Source organism: Ruegeria sp. CDSA141 (genome assembly GCF_059612005.1).
In genome coordinates, this window is sequence record NZ_JBXWPT010000015.1 from 62868 (window position 1) to 77197 (window position 14330).

The window sequence follows — 14330 nt, forward strand, 5'->3', positions numbered from 1 at the left end:
CCCCACATCGTGGCGTTGAAAACTTAGTGCCAGCTCACCTACGCACCACATCAGCGCCTGTACATTCGATGGTGTTCTTCGGCCCCAGATGGTCAGCATGGCCTAGAACAGCGATCCTTGATCCGAGGCGCCCGGTTTGGGTTTCTTCGAAGACGGTTTCGCGGCCGCGCCGGTGCTGAGAATGCCATCGGCGAATTCGATCTCAAGCGCCGTTTGTTTGGCGGCCTGGGCCTTGGTGGTGATCACATTTCCCTCGGCCCGGACGACCGCGTATCCGCGGTCCAAAGTGGCCTTGTAACTCAACGTCTCGCGCAGGCGATCCGTCGCTTCGAGTTGCTGTTTGAGGCGATCCAACCGTGCGGTTTGGGCCGTATGCATTCGATCGCCAAGACGATTGAGGTTTTGCCGCTGCTGGTCGATTTCCTTTTGGATTGGTCGCAGGGACAGGCGCGAGGACAGGTTGTGCAGTGATTCTCGTCGTGCAGATACCAGACTGCGCAGGGTTGAGGGGCGCAGATGGGCAGACAGTTCCACCACTTGAAGGCGACGGTTCTGCACCCCGCGTATCAAGGCGGGTGTGAGGCGATCTGCAATCAAATCAAGACGTTGTCTCGGAGAGTTCAACAGACTGTCCGGGTGCGGAAGCGCGCGGGACAGATCGTGCAGCCTTTGCGCTCGGCGTTGGACTGCGTCAGTTGCGGCCCGTGACAAGCGTGCGCCTTGCTCGCCAGTCCAGGCGAGCAACTCCATGCGGACGGGGACGGCCAGTTCGGCGGCTGCGGTGGGCGTTGGAGCGCGCTGGTCCGAGACGAAATCTATTAGGGTGGTATCGGTCTCGTGCCCAACGGCCGAGATCAACGGTATGTCCGACGCGGCGGCGGCGCGCGCGACGATCTCTTCATTGAAACCCCAGAGATCTTCGATTGATCCGCCGCCGCGGGCCACGATGATTAGATCGGGCCGGGGCAACGCGCCGCCGGGTGTCAATTGGTTGAAGCCTTCGATGGCGCGGGCAACCTCAGAAGCGCAGTTTGCTCCTTGTACGGCCACGGGCCAGATCAGCACCTTGCGTGGGAACCTGTCCCTGAGTCGATGCAGAATGTCGCGGATTACTGCGCCTGAGGGGGATGTGACCACGCCAATAACCTGTGGCAGGTACGGCAGGGTTTTTTTGCGTTCGGGCGCGAATAATCCTTCGACCTCAAGCTGCTTCTTGCGCTTTTCCAGCAACGCCATCAGCGCGCCCTGACCAGCAACGGAAACCTCGTCGACGTTCAGGTTGTATTTGGATTGTGCCCCAAAAGCAGTAAGGCGACCGGTGACGACGACCTCCAACCCTTCTTCCGGCACAACGGACAGACCTGCAACCTGCCCTTTCCAGGTGGTGCAGGCCAAAACGTTCCGGTCATCCTTGATGTCATAATAAAGGTGCCCGGATCGCGCCTTGAACACGCGCCCAACCTCACCCCGGACGCGGATTCGCCCGAACGAGCCTTCGAGCGTCCGTTTCACCTCACCGGAAATTTCGGACACTGTGTATTCAGGGGTGTTTTGGCCCGGAATCGGGTCATCAAGCAGGTCGGACATTTCAGCGCCTTGTTTCAAATGCTCACCCAGCTTAGAACGCCGCGCAGGCAAGGCCAAGCAGATCGGAGAGCTTTCATGAATATCCTCATTCTCGGCAGCGGAGGGCGCGAACACAGCCTGGCATGGGCAGTGCTGCAAAACCCCAAATGTGACCGCCTGATCGTTGCGCCGGGGAATGCGGGGATCGCTCAGATCGCTGACTGTGCCACTCTTGATATTGAAAACGGCGGTGCTGTTGTCAGCTTTGCCGAAGAAAACGCGATTGATTTCGTGATTGTCGGGCCCGAGGCGCCTTTGGCGACCGGTGTGGCTGATCGCTTGCGCGAAGCCGGAGTTCTGGTTTTTGGGCCCTCAGCCGAGGCAGCGAAGCTGGAAGCGTCGAAAAGCTTCACCAAAGAAATCTGTGACGCGGCCAAAGCCCCCACTGCAGCCTATGCCCGTTTCACCGAAGCAGAGCCTGCCAAAGCTTATATCCGCGAACAGGGCGCGCCAATTGTGGTCAAGGCCGATGGGCTGGCCGCAGGCAAGGGCGTGATCGTTGCGATGGACGAAAAGACCGCACTGGACGCCATTGACGACATGTTCGGCGGTGCTTTCGGCGGTGCGGGCGCGGAAGTCGTGATTGAAGAGTTCATGGATGGCGAAGAAGCCTCGCTGTTCGTTCTGTGCGATGGAGAGAACATTCTCTCTGTCGGCACGGCCCAGGATCACAAACGGGTAGGTGAAGGCGATACTGGCCTGAACACCGGCGGAATGGGGGCGTATTCTCCGGCTCCGGTTTTAAGTGAACAAGTAGAAGCGCGCGCGATGGAAGAGATCGTGCGCCCTACGATCGCCGAGATGAAGCGCCGGGGAACGCCGTTTCAGGGGGTTCTTTATGCAGGGTTGATGATCAAGGATGGGCAGCCAAGGCTGGTTGAATACAACGTCCGCTTCGGTGATCCGGAATGTCAGGTGTTGATGATGCGTATGGGCGCGCAAGCGATGGACCTGATGCACGCCGCTGCCGAAGGCAGGTTGGATGAGGTGCGGGTGAATTGGGCGGATGACCATGCCATCACGGTCGTGATGGCGGCGAATGGCTACCCTGGCGCTTATGAGAAAGGCACTGCGATCAAAGGGTTGAACGCGCTGCCTGAAGACAGCCGAAACATGGTATTCCACGCGGGAACGAAGACTGTGGAAGGGCAGGTTGTGGCCTCGGGCGGGCGTGTCCTGAACGTGACCGCGCGTGGAAACACGTTGAAGGAGGCGCGCGACCGGGCCTATGAAATGGTTGAAGGTGTGGATTGGCCTGAAGGGTTTTATCGGCGCGATATCGGATGGCGTGCATTGGATGGTTGACGGGATAGGGGGCACTGCCAAGCCGTCGATTGCACTTTTGTATGGCACTACCTCGCACTTGACAGCTTGGGCCAAGGCTGTGTTCGCCAAGATGTCCAGGACCGTTTCAGGTGTTTGCCATTCCAGATGGAGTCGCGGTGGAATCCCGAACTAATACACTGAGTTCGTAATTTGTCGCCGTTGTACCCGCGCTTTTTCCAGTAACGGCGTCCGCTATTTGCTTTGCGGCCAAAGCTCCAATTCGTTTGGCCGGAATGCGGATGGTTGAGAGTGACGGTTCGATTTCTCCCGATCCTTTGAAATCGCCGATCCCCATTATTGAAAGTTCTCCAGGCACAGCAATGCCCAAGTGTTTCGCGGCATAAAGCACGCCTTGAGCAATAATGTCATTACCGCACAAAATGGCACTGGGGCGCGGAGACTTCCCCAACAACGACAGGCTAGCGCGTTTTGAGTCCGCAATGCTGTAGGGGGCCTGCAGTTGCCACTCTTCCGGCACCTTGATCTTTTTCCGCCGCAGCTCTGAAAGAGCTCCGTGCAACCGATCGTGAGCTCGGTCGTTTCCAGCAAGGTCGGGAAAGACAAGGCCGATGTCGCGGTGGCCGAGATCCAACAGGTGACACGCGGCCAAGCGGCCAGCCTCTGAATTTTGAACCCCTACGCAAGATAATCGTGCGTCGTCGGCATAGTTCCAGATTGCAACAGTTGGCACCCCCTGCTGTTCGATTAGTTGATGGGTGGCGTCCGAGTGTTCCAACCCGATAAGCGCCAGCCCATCGACACGGTGTTCCATCAGTTTGCGCAGCATTTTGTATTCGCGATCCAAATCGAAACCGTGAGATGCAATAAGCATCGTGAAACCGTACTGATCCAGCCCATCAGAGAAGGACTGGATCAATTCGGCAAAGATCGCGTTGTCAATTGTTGGCACGACCAGTCCGATGGTGCCACTGCGCCGCCCATGCATCACCTGCGCCGCGCGATTGCGAATATAGCCCAGTTTCTGCACCGCTCGATCAATCTTCTTGCGAGTCGCCGGTTTGAGAAGATCAGGGTGATTGAAGCTTCGCGAGACCGTCGAGATGGAAACCCCTGCCGCTTTCGCAACAGCGACGATATCAGGTTTATCTTTTTGTTTTCGGGCCATTATTCACACTTATTCGGCTAAAAAATGAAAACATTTGCAAAACTATTTTCATCTCTTAGCCTGTGATGTCAACGTGAGAAAACCATCAGGTGGAACTTTGGAATTCCTTTATTACTTCGGAGATGTCTTCACACCGATCTCTTTTGGCTTGTTGCTTTTGGGGACGATTGGTGGGCTGATTTTGGGGGCAACCCCCGGACTATCACCGACAATGGCAGTGGCCCTTTTAATCCCCTTCACCTTCCACCTGGCACCCGTTCAGGGACTGATCCTTTTGGGAGCGGCCTATACATCCACAGTGGCAGGTGGCGCGGTCAGCGCCATCCTTCTTAAAATTCCCGGTGCACCTGCAAACATCGCAACGACGTTGGACGGTCATACCATGGCCAAGCAAGGCAAAGGGGCTCAAGCGTTGCAGCTCAGCTTCCTAGCTTCGGCAGTCGGGGGCGTGATTGGTGTTCTGCTGTTGATCTTCCTGACACCCGTACTGGCGCAATGGGCGCTGGCATTCGGTCCCAGTCACCTGTTCTGGCTCGCCATCCTTGGCGTCACTGTAATCGGTTCGCTGGACAGCGCTTCGGTGGTGAAGGGCCTTCTGTCCGGTTGCATCGGCCTCTGGCTTGCGACCATCGGATTTGACGACATCATGGGCGCGCAGCGGTTTATTTTTCACCCAGCATTGGGTGGCGGTATCAACATCATTGCGGCGCTCATCGGGTTGTTTGCCATTCCCCAGGTACTGACCATGTTCGCAAAAGGCCGCAAAGCAGCAAATGCTGAAGTGATCGAGGTCGAGAAACATTCGATCATGGATGCGGTGCGCGAGCTTCTGCGCCGCCCTCGCGCCCTTAGCATTGGTACCATCACAGGTTCGGTCATTGGGCTTATTCCAGGCGTCGGAGGTCAAATCGCAGGTCTTGTCGCCTATGACCAAACCAAAAAGTTCAGCCCGGAACGTGATAAATTTGGCAAGGGCCACAGTGAAGGTGTGATCGCAGCTGAAAGCGCGAACAACGCCATGGTCGGCCCAAGCCTTGTGCCACTTCTGACGCTTTCGATCCCTGGTTCGCCCACGGCAGCAGTGCTGCTGGGTGGTCTGCTGATCCACGGAATTTTTCCGGGCACCGATCTCTTTGACAATCACCCGGATGTGGCGTGGACCTTTATCAACTCGATGCTGATCGGTCAGGTGCTCATGTGCATCTTCGGCCTTTATGTGGCTGGCCTTGCCGCCCGGGTTGCACAGGTGCCGCAAAGCGTCATGGCGGCCGTTGTTCTGGGGCTCGCCGTCTTCGGCAGCTACTCGGTCCAGTCCAGCATGGGCGACGTTTACGTCATGGCCGCATTGGGCGTTATGATGTACTTCCTTGAACGCTTCGGCTTCTCGGCCGCGCCGCTGGTGCTTGGCCTGATCCTTGGCCCGATTGCCGAAGCAAATTTCATCCAAGGGTCAATGATTGCCGGAGCCACTGACGGGATGGCGAGCTATTTCCTGACTGGCACGCTGAACATCGTCCTAATTGCCATCGTGATTGCATCAATTGCTTATTCGGTCTGGATGGAACTTCGCAGCCGTCGCTACACCTCTAAAGAGGAGATCATGGGATGAGCCAAATCAGTCTTCCACGCGTTCAACACATTGTGGCGTCCGGCATTATTGCGGCGGTCGGAATGTGGGTGGCATGGGTAAGCTATACACAACAGCCTGCCGAAGCCTTCCTGTTTCCGCGTTTGATTTCGACCGTCTTCGTCGTCTTGGCATTGTGGACATTCGTCAAAGCGATCCTTGGTTGGACAAAGGTGGGAAATGGCGTTTCGCGCAAAGATTTCGTGTGGCTTCTGCCAGGCCTGACCATCGCGCTTGTCTACATTTTCTGGGCCGCCAAGGCGTTGGGTTTCTACACCGCGGGTACGATCACGTTTTTCTTGCTTCTCAGCTTCTACGACCCGGCGCCACATGACGAAGCCAAGACCTGGGTCAAGCGCGTGATCATCACGGCAGGGTTTCTGGCGGTGATGTACGGGCTCTTCGCCCTGCTGCTCAAAGTCTACACACCGCGAGAGATATTTTTCTGAAAAAGACCGCGCAAAGCGGCGATCAAAAATCCAAGGGAGGATCTAACATGAAACATTTACTGGCAGGCGCCGCGTTGGCGCTAATGTCCCTGACCGGTGGCATGGCCATCGCCGAGGATTACCCGGAACGCCCCATCATGATGATGGTCAGCTATGGTGCTGGCGGGGCCACTGACTTCCAGGCCCGCATTGTCACCATGACGGCAGGCAATGAAGATGCGCTTGGTATGCCCATTGCGATCATCAACAAACCCGGCGCTGGTGGGCGGGTTGGCTGGAACTGGTTTGCAACCCAGGCCGAGGCTGATGGCTATACGCTCGGGGCATACAACATTCCGCATTTCATTGCGCAGTCGATTAAGGGCGGTGTCGAATACTCGGCGGACAGCTTTGAACCGATCGCCAACTGGGGCGCTGACCCCGCGGTATTTGTGGTGGCCAAGGACAGCCCGTTCAACTCCATGGAGGACGTGGTCACCTACGCCAAGGAAAACCCCGGGAAACTGACGTTCTCTGGGGCAGGTCTATTTGTTGGACACCACATTGCCGCCTTGCAACTTGAGAAAGAAGCAGGTGTTAAAATGGCATATATCCCGACCAAAGGTGGCGGTGCGGCAGCAATGAAAGCTGTGATAGCGGGTGACGTCATGGGCGGCGTGAATAATCTGTCAGACGCATTCCGTGCACAGGAAGCGGGCAACGTCAAAATCCTTGGCGTGTTTGATCTGGAACGCAATGAGTTCCTGCCTGACGTCCCGACGTTAAAAGAGCAGGGCTTTGACATCGACAACGCCAGCGTGAATTTCCGCGGTGTCATGGTGCCCAAAGGAACGCCGCCAGAGGTCATCGACAAACTGGCCGCAACCGTACCCGAGATGTTCAAGAACTCGCGTGTGGCGGGCAAAATGAAAGCAGGCGGTTCGCCCATGCACATTATGACCCGTGAAGAGGTTCAGGAAATGTGGGCTGCGCGTCAGGAAACACTGAAAGAGCTTCTGGCAGGTCTTTAACGAGTGGCAGAGTAATGGATAGGGCGACCCGTGCCCTATCCTCTTCCATAGGAATTTCGCGATGAATGCACATGATGATATTGCTCAATTGAGCAGGGTTGTGGCTCGAGCGCGCGCCGCTCAGAAAGCTTACGAGACGGGTGCCGACCAAAGGCGCTATGACCGCGCAGCCGAAGCTGCCGCTTGGGCGATTATGGAGCCTTCTCGCAATCGGGCTTTGGCCGAACTTGCGGTCGCGACAACCGGGCTTGGCAATGTGCCCGACAAGATCATCAAGAACCATCGCAAGACACTTGGCTTGATGCGCGACATCAAGGGCGTGAAAACGCACGGGATTATCAGCAACGACGCCTCCACCGGCATCACCGAAATCGCGCGCCCCATCGGGGTGGTGGGCGCTGTGGTGCCCTCGACCAATCCTGCAGCCACGCCTGCCAACAACATCATTAACGCATTGAAGTGTGGCAACGCGGTGGTTGTTGCCCCTTCGCCCAAAGGTGTGGCCAGCTGCGAGTTGCTTTTGTCCAACGTTCATGCCGAATTTGACAAGCTGGGGCTGAATCATGATCTGGTTCAGATGGTCCCAGCGCCCGGCTCCAAGGCCAAAACTCAGGCCATGATGGAGCTGTGCGATCGGGTGATTTGCACAGGCAGCCAGAACAATGTCCATCGTGCCCAGACCTGCGGTACACCCGCTGTAGCCGTGGGCGCAGGCAACGTTACGGTTATCGTTGACGAGACCGCCGATCTGAAGGCTGCTGCTCAGAAAATTACCGCTTCCAAGACGTTCGACAACGCAACTTCTTGTTCGTCTGAAAACTCGATGATCGTTGTGGACGTGATCTATGAGGATTTCATTGCGGCGCTCGCCACTGAAGGTGGGGCGCTGGTGGAAGACGAAGCTCAGATTGTTTCGAAGCTTTGGCCCGACGGCCATCTGAACCGGGAAGTCATCGCGCAGGATGCCGACAAGATGATTGCGGCGTTAGGTCTGTCTGATCAGGTGCCCGAAGACACAAAGTTCCTTGCGGTCGAAACCAAAGGCATCGGCCCGGATCATCCGCTGTCCGGCGAAAAGCTAAGCCGCGTTGCCGCGCTTTACCGCGCGAAGGACTACGATGACGCGCGAGCTATCGCGGCGCGCATTCTGGACTATCAAGGGGCAGGACATTCCATCGGCATTCACACTGCAGATGACGCGCGTGCGGTGGCATTGGGTACCTTGATGCCAACCTGCCGTGTCATCGTCAATCAGGCGCACACTTTCGCGACCGGTGGCTCATTCAACAACGGCATGCCCTTCTCGCTTTCGATGGGATGCGGCAGTTGGGGCGGCAATGCGATTGATGAGAACCTGCATTGGAAGCACTTCATTCAAACCACCAAAATCGTTCGGGAAATTCCACCTATCGAACCCACCGTCGAAGACATCTTCGCAGATTACTGGGCGGATGCAGGGGAATGAAGGTGGATGATCATACGCCGCCAAACGGCACCGTCCGCGACTGGCTAGATGACCGGGCAAGCACCGACGGTGATCGCGACGCCTATTTGTTTTTTGACGGCGAACCTGCGCTGACCTGGTCGGATTTGCAGAGCAAAGCAAAACAACTTGCGCAACAATTGACGGCGTTGGGACTGAATAAAGGGACGAGCGTCGCAATCCTACAGCCAAACGGTCGCAAGGCAATCGAATGCCTTTACGGAGTGCTTTACGGCGGGTTCCGTGCGACGGTGATCAACCTCGTCGCGGGAGACGAGGCTATAGGATATGCGCTGGATCACTGCGAAGCGCGCATTGCACTTGTCGGCGAGGCCCAGGTCAATTTGTTCGAAAGGGTAAGCCCGACGAGAATGTCTCGGCTCACAGAAGCCGGTGACAACAAAGCCCCGGTATTACACCGGCTTGAGCCTGCAGACGACGCACTGTTAATGTACACATCGGGGACAACCGGACGCCCCAAAGGTGTCGTGCACAGCCACGCGAGCTTGTTGGCAGGCGGTTGGACACCAACCGTGGCGCACAGGTTGACGCCAAGCGATCGCGGTCTCTGCGTATTGCCAATTTACCACATCAACGGCTTGTGCGTAACGGTCATAAGCGCATTGGTCTCTGGCGGATCATTGGCGGTGGCCGAGAAGTTTTCAACCAGCAAGTTTTGGGACCAGTGCGAAGAAGCGAAGGCGACATGGTTCTCTGTCGTGCCGACAATCATCTCGCACCTGCTCCACTCTGACATAACCCCGTCATCCAACACCCGGGATCGGTTACGCTTCGGCCGTTCAGCGTCATCCCCGCTTGCGCCCGATGTGCAAACTGCATTCGAAGCCCGTTTCGAAGTGCCGATTGTTGAAACCATGGGCCTGACCGAAACCGCCGCCCAGATTCTATCGAACCCATTGCCGCCGGGCATTCGCAAAATTGGCTCACCGGGCAAGGCGTTTGGCAATGAGGCATGCATCCTGTCACCTGATCTGATTCCTCTACCACCTCATCTGCAAGGCGAGATCGCTGTGCGTGGACCAAATGTCATGCGCGAGTATCTCAAGAATCCCGACGCAACCGGCGAAACCTTCACCTCGGACGGGTGGCTTCGAACAGGTGACTTGGGCCATATCGACAACGACGGGTATTTCTTTGTCACCGGTCGACTGAAGGAACTGATTATCAAGGGAGGGGAAAACATTGCCCCTCGTGAAATCGACGAAGCACTGTATTCGCACCCTGACGTAATTGAAGCCGCCGCTTTTGCTCGCCCGTGCAAAACTTATGGTGAACGTGTGGAGGCGGCCGTTAAATTGTGTGATGGCTCCACATTGTCGTCCGAACAACTTGTCGAGATTTGTGTCCAAAAGCTCGGCGCGTTCAAATCTCCAGACACGGTTTATTTACTGGAAGAATTGCCGAAAGGCCCATCCGGTAAGATCCAAAGAATCAAACTGCCTGAGATGACGCGGTGAGGGTTGAATTCTCGACATAAGTAAGCATCGAGTAGAACGAGTTGTGATGAGGCGCGCACAACTCATTTCAAGCTGCCGCCGTTCGGGACTATGAGGGCGGTCTGCGAAAGTTAGCTGACATTCGGACAGAGAATGCGAATATCAGCTTCGTCCGAAATGCGGACATTGGGAGGAATTCACCCAACGTCAGCTTCGAGCCGAAAGGGTCCAATGCTGCGCGATTAACGAAGGTCAGCTTGACGAGGCAACGCGCCAAACGTTTGCCAGTCGAATATTGAACATAGGCGCGCAGCTATACTCATGCTATTTTTAGGAAGGATTTGTAGGACGGGAAGCTGTTGGACCGCCAGCACTCAAAAGAGATTGACCGTGTCTTAAGCGGGTTCGATACAGGGCGAGACCGACTTGTCGCGGATAGCTGGCAGCGCTGTGTTGAAACCTATGGAATGGATCCCTCACGACAGGAACCAGCGCACATCCTCCCGGACACCAAATTCCGTGAACATCTGGAACAATCCGAACGTCTGATCGCAACGGCGCGTTCGGGGCTGCAATCCCTGTTTGCGCAGGTGGCAGGGCAGAACTACGTCCTGCTGCTTGCGGATGCAGATGGTGTCTGCGTCGATTTCTTTGGCGACCGAAACTTCGAGGACGAGCTCAGAACAGCGGGTCTTCATCTAGGATTCAAGTGGACGGAAGAGTTGGCAGGAACGAACGGGGTGGGGTCGTGTATCGTTACAGGTCAGCCGGTTACGATTCATCAAGGCGATCATTTTTCAATTACGCATACGCCGCTGTCTTGTACGGCAGCACCAATTTTTGACACCAAAGGTGGTCTTGCGGCTGTTCTGGATGTGTCTTTGTTGCGTGGACCCTCGCCTAAGGCATCGCAGAATCTGGCCATGACATTGGTGACGAATTCCGCACGTCGCGTCGAGATGGCAAACCTGATGGCATCGACCCGGCGCGATTGGGTCCTGCGCTTTTCTGCCAGCCCCGAATTTCTTGAGGTCGATCCTGAAGCGGCGGTTGCAGTGGACGGAGGCGGCAAGATCATCGGTATGACTTCGGGGGCCCGATGTGCACTGGACCCGGACGGTTCGGGCCACCTGATCGGGTCGCAATTGCAGGACTGGCTTGAAATCAGTGTTGATGACATGCCCGAATTCATGCGCGGCAGACCGTCCGAAGACCGCGTTCTACACCTCAAGGATGGGCGCGCGCTCTATGGTCATGCCGTTGCGCCACAGACGCCGCAGATGACGGCAGCCCTGCGCAAACGCGAACAGGTTCTGCCTGGTGCCCTTGGCAGCTTTGCGGGGCCGGATGTGGGCCTTCAGCAACTTTTGAACAAGGCTGCCCGTCTTGCGCCGACAAATCTGCCGCTTTTACTGACCGGTGAAAGCGGGACAGGCAAAACCAAGCTGGCGCGCGCGATCCATATGGCCGATCCCGCGACACAGGATTTCCACACCGTGATCTGCTGCGACACTCCGACATTCAGCTTCTGCCATGCTATCGAACCTGGCACACTGTTCCTGCGCGGCGTTGAAGACCTGAGCGAGCCTGCGCAGGCCTCTCTTTTGGCAGTGCTTGAGCGGCGCGCTGATCTGAGGATCATCGCCTCATGCCGGCAGCCCCCGGCAGGATTGCAGGGCGGTCTGCGTGAAGATCTGCTTCACCGGATTGCGGGGGCCACATTGTCTCTGCCGCCTTTGCGACACCGTGCGGATTTGGATTGGCTAATTGATCGTCTGCTCCGACGGTTTGCCAGCCATGATATTCGCCTGTCGACCGCTGCCCGCGCCGATTTGAAATCACGGTTGTGGCGCGGAAATATTCGTGAACTGGAACATCTACTGCAAAGTTCGGTCGCCCTGTGTGGGGACAACATCATCGACTTAACGGATTTGCCCGCCCCGGCGCTCGCCCCTACGCAAAAGCAGGAATCAGATGATCTGGAAACACTTTTGCGTGCTTGCGATTGGAACATGTCCCAACTGGCAAGGCGCCTTGGTGTGAACCGATCGACGATCCTGCGCCGTATGCGAAAAGCCGGGCTTAAACCGCCCGCTTAAACGAACACGTACCCGTGTTGCGCCCTTGTTGCGCGCGCAACAAACTATGGCGTTTTTGGACCGCACCAAGTGTTGATTCACCAAATCCGCTTGCCCGAAGGGTCACGGATTTGCCAGCCTTCTGCTCCGTGGAGATAGGGAGGATCACATGCTCGACACAACACTCTCGGATCAGGTGCAGGGGTTTCTGGATGACTTCGGTGCGGCTTTATCCAAAGGCGATATCAGTGCCGCGTGCGATATGTTCCAAGACGATTGCTATTGGCGCGATCTGGTCAGCTTTACCTGGAATATCAAAACGGTCGAAGGCAAGGCGCAGGTGGCAGATATGCTTTCGCATCAGCTGGTCACAACCAAACCGAGCGGTTGGAAAGTATCCGAAGGTGAGGTGCCCACCGAAGACGGCGGAATAACCACCTCATGGATCGAGTTCGAAACCGGATTGGCACGCGGCTACGGGTTGCTGCGCCTCAAGGATGGCAAGATATGGACCTTGCTGACCACGATGGTCGAGCTGAAAGGTCATGAAGAGCCCAAAGGGTTCAACCGCCCACTTGGGGCCAAGCATGGTGCGGGCAAACACAGGTCCACATGGGCCGAAGAACGGGCGCAGGAAGAGGCTGAACTGGGCTACAAAACACAGCCCTACTGCGTCATCATCGGCGGTGGTCAAGGTGGGATCGCCATGGGTGCGCGGCTGCGTCAGCTGGGTGTTCCGACGATCATCGTTGAACGGAATGACCGGCCCGGCGACAGTTGGCGCAATCGCTACAAATCCCTCTGTCTGCATGACCCGGTCTGGTACGACCATCTGCCATATATCAAGTTTCCGGAAAACTGGCCCGTGTTCTCGCCCAAGGACAAGATCGGTGACTGGCTTGAGATGTACACCAAGGTGATGGAGCTGAACTATTGGACGCGCACGACGGCCAAATCCGCCACGTTCAATGAAGACAAGGGCGAATGGACCATCACTGTGGACCGGGACGGCGAAGAAGTTGTGCTGCGGCCCAAACATCTGATCATGGCGACGGGGATGTCCGGCAAGAAACGCATGCCTGATTTTCCGGGTATGGATGTTTTCAAAGGCGAACAGGTGCATTCGTCGGAACATGAAGGTCCCGACAAATGGGCCGGTAAGAAGGTCGTTGTGGTGGGGTCCAACAACTCGGCCCACGATATCTGCGCGGCGCTTTGGGAAAACGATGCTGACGTGACAATGGTGCAGCGGTCCTCAACCCATATTGTCCGCTCGGACACCCTCATGGAAATCGGACTGGGCGAACTCTATTCTGAACGTGCGGTGCAGTCAGGCATGACGACCGAAAAAGCCGATCTGATCTTTGCGTCGCTGCCCTATCGCATTCTGCACGAATTCCAGATTCCGGCTTATGCCGCGATGAAAGAGCAGGACAAAGAGTTTTATGACGGCCTTGAAAAGGCGGGATTCTGGCTGGATTGGGGCGATGATGACAGCGGGCTGTTTATGAAATACCTGCGTCGCGGATCGGGCTATTACATTGATATCGGGGCCAGCCAGTTGATCATTGATGGCGAGATCAAACTGAAACGCGGTCAGGTCACTGCGCTTGATGAAACCGGAGTTATCCTTGATGACGGAACGCATCTGGATGCCGATCTGGTGGTCTATGCGACCGGGTATAATTCGATGAACGGTTGGGTCGCGGACCTAATGGGCCAGGATATGGCAGATCGCCTTGGGAAATGTTGGGGTCTAGGCTCTGACACAACCAAGGACCCGGGGCCTTGGGAAGGCGAGCAACGCAATATGTGGAAGCCGACACAGGTTCCAAACCTTTGGATGCATGGTGGAAACCTGCATCAGTCCCGGCATTATTCACAGTTCCTGTCGCTTCAAATAAAGGCACGGATGGAGGGTATCCCGACGCCGGTCTACGGCTTTCAAGAAGTGCATCACCTCAGTTAAAGCATGCGCTACAATCAATAAGCGGACTTTCATTTTTTCGATTGAAAGTCCGCTTTGTCCGCATAGCGGTCGCTCATGCCAAGTGCAGCTAATGACCGCAATGAGCCCATAGGCGACATTTTTAAGCCGTGCTGCTATGAGTTGATCTTGAGGCGATCATGCAGACGGAGACCCCGCCA

The 14330-nt window shown here is 56.3% G+C and carries 10 protein-coding genes; 8 read left to right on the forward strand and 2 right to left on the reverse strand.

Annotated features, from left to right (window positions below; genetic code table 11):
* Window positions 1–102: 102 nt before the first annotated feature.
* Window positions 103–1587: an exodeoxyribonuclease VII large subunit gene (xseA, locus tag AC2FLP_RS17805; protein ID WP_496685261.1), complete on the reverse strand. Its 1485-nt coding sequence runs from the start codon at window positions 1585–1587 to the stop codon at window positions 103–105.
* Between the two features lie 75 nt (window positions 1588–1662).
* Between xseA and purD the strand changes: the two genes are divergently transcribed.
* Window positions 1663–2931, forward strand: a complete 1269-nt coding sequence (purD, locus tag AC2FLP_RS17810; RefSeq protein WP_496685264.1) for a phosphoribosylamine--glycine ligase — start codon at window positions 1663–1665, stop codon at window positions 2929–2931.
* Between the two features lie 106 nt (window positions 2932–3037).
* Here purD and AC2FLP_RS17815 read toward each other — a convergent pair whose 3' ends face one another.
* Window positions 3038–4078: a LacI family DNA-binding transcriptional regulator gene (locus AC2FLP_RS17815; protein WP_496685267.1), complete on the reverse strand. Its 1041-nt coding sequence runs from the start codon at window positions 4076–4078 to the stop codon at window positions 3038–3040.
* Between the two features lie 97 nt (window positions 4079–4175).
* On the opposite strand from AC2FLP_RS17815, the gene AC2FLP_RS17820 reads away from it, so the two are divergent.
* The 7 genes from AC2FLP_RS17820 (at window position 4176) to AC2FLP_RS17850 (ending at window position 14151) form a co-directional block, all read left to right on the forward strand.
* A complete protein-coding gene (locus tag AC2FLP_RS17820) occupies window positions 4176–5687 on the forward strand; it encodes a tripartite tricarboxylate transporter permease (protein ID WP_299639265.1) in 1512 nt (503 codons plus the stop codon).
* A complete protein-coding gene (locus AC2FLP_RS17825; protein ID WP_117869364.1) occupies window positions 5684–6154 on the forward strand; it encodes a tripartite tricarboxylate transporter TctB family protein in 471 nt (156 codons plus the stop codon). Before AC2FLP_RS17820 ends, AC2FLP_RS17825 begins: the two co-directional genes overlap by 4 nt.
* Before the next feature lie 47 nt (window positions 6155–6201).
* Window positions 6202–7164: a tripartite tricarboxylate transporter substrate binding protein gene (locus AC2FLP_RS17830; protein ID WP_117869363.1), complete on the forward strand. Its 963-nt coding sequence runs from the start codon at window positions 6202–6204 to the stop codon at window positions 7162–7164.
* 61 nt (window positions 7165–7225) lie between these two features.
* Window positions 7226–8629, forward strand: a complete 1404-nt coding sequence (gene sauS, locus AC2FLP_RS17835; RefSeq protein WP_299896041.1) for an acylating sulfoacetaldehyde dehydrogenase — start codon at window positions 7226–7228, stop codon at window positions 8627–8629.
* Entirely contained in the window at window positions 8626–10125 is a 1500-nt protein-coding gene (locus tag AC2FLP_RS17840) for an AMP-binding protein (protein ID WP_299896044.1), read from the forward strand. Before sauS ends, AC2FLP_RS17840 begins: the two co-directional genes overlap by 4 nt.
* 338 nt (window positions 10126–10463) lie before the next feature.
* Window positions 10464–12203, forward strand: coding sequence for a sigma-54-dependent Fis family transcriptional regulator (locus tag AC2FLP_RS17845; protein ID WP_371415298.1), 1740 nt, complete (start codon window positions 10464–10466; stop codon window positions 12201–12203).
* Window positions 12204–12351: 148 nt separating this feature from the next.
* On the forward strand, window positions 12352–14151 hold the full coding sequence (locus AC2FLP_RS17850; RefSeq protein WP_496685273.1) for an NAD(P)-binding domain-containing protein: 1800 nt from the start codon (window positions 12352–12354) through the stop codon (window positions 14149–14151).
* Window positions 14152–14330: the final 179 nt, after the last annotated feature.

Coding starts and splice junctions, on each gene's coding strand:
- sauS (WP_299896041.1), top strand. CDS start 7,226: ATGAATGCACATGATGATATTGCTCAATTGAGCAGGGTTGTGGCTCGA.
- AC2FLP_RS17840 (WP_299896044.1), top strand. CDS start 8,626: ATGAAGGTGGATGATCATACGCCGCCAAACGGCACCGTCCGCGACTGG.
- AC2FLP_RS17850 (WP_496685273.1), top strand. CDS start 12,352: ATGCTCGACACAACACTCTCGGATCAGGTGCAGGGGTTTCTGGATGAC.
- xseA (WP_496685261.1), bottom strand. CDS start 1,587: ATGTCCGACCTGCTTGATGACCCGATTCCGGGCCAAAACACCCCTGAA.
- AC2FLP_RS17830 (WP_117869363.1), top strand. CDS start 6,202: ATGAAACATTTACTGGCAGGCGCCGCGTTGGCGCTAATGTCCCTGACC.
- purD (WP_496685264.1), top strand. CDS start 1,663: ATGAATATCCTCATTCTCGGCAGCGGAGGGCGCGAACACAGCCTGGCA.
- AC2FLP_RS17815 (WP_496685267.1), bottom strand. CDS start 4,078: ATGGCCCGAAAACAAAAAGATAAACCTGATATCGTCGCTGTTGCGAAA.
- AC2FLP_RS17825 (WP_117869364.1), top strand. CDS start 5,684: ATGAGCCAAATCAGTCTTCCACGCGTTCAACACATTGTGGCGTCCGGC.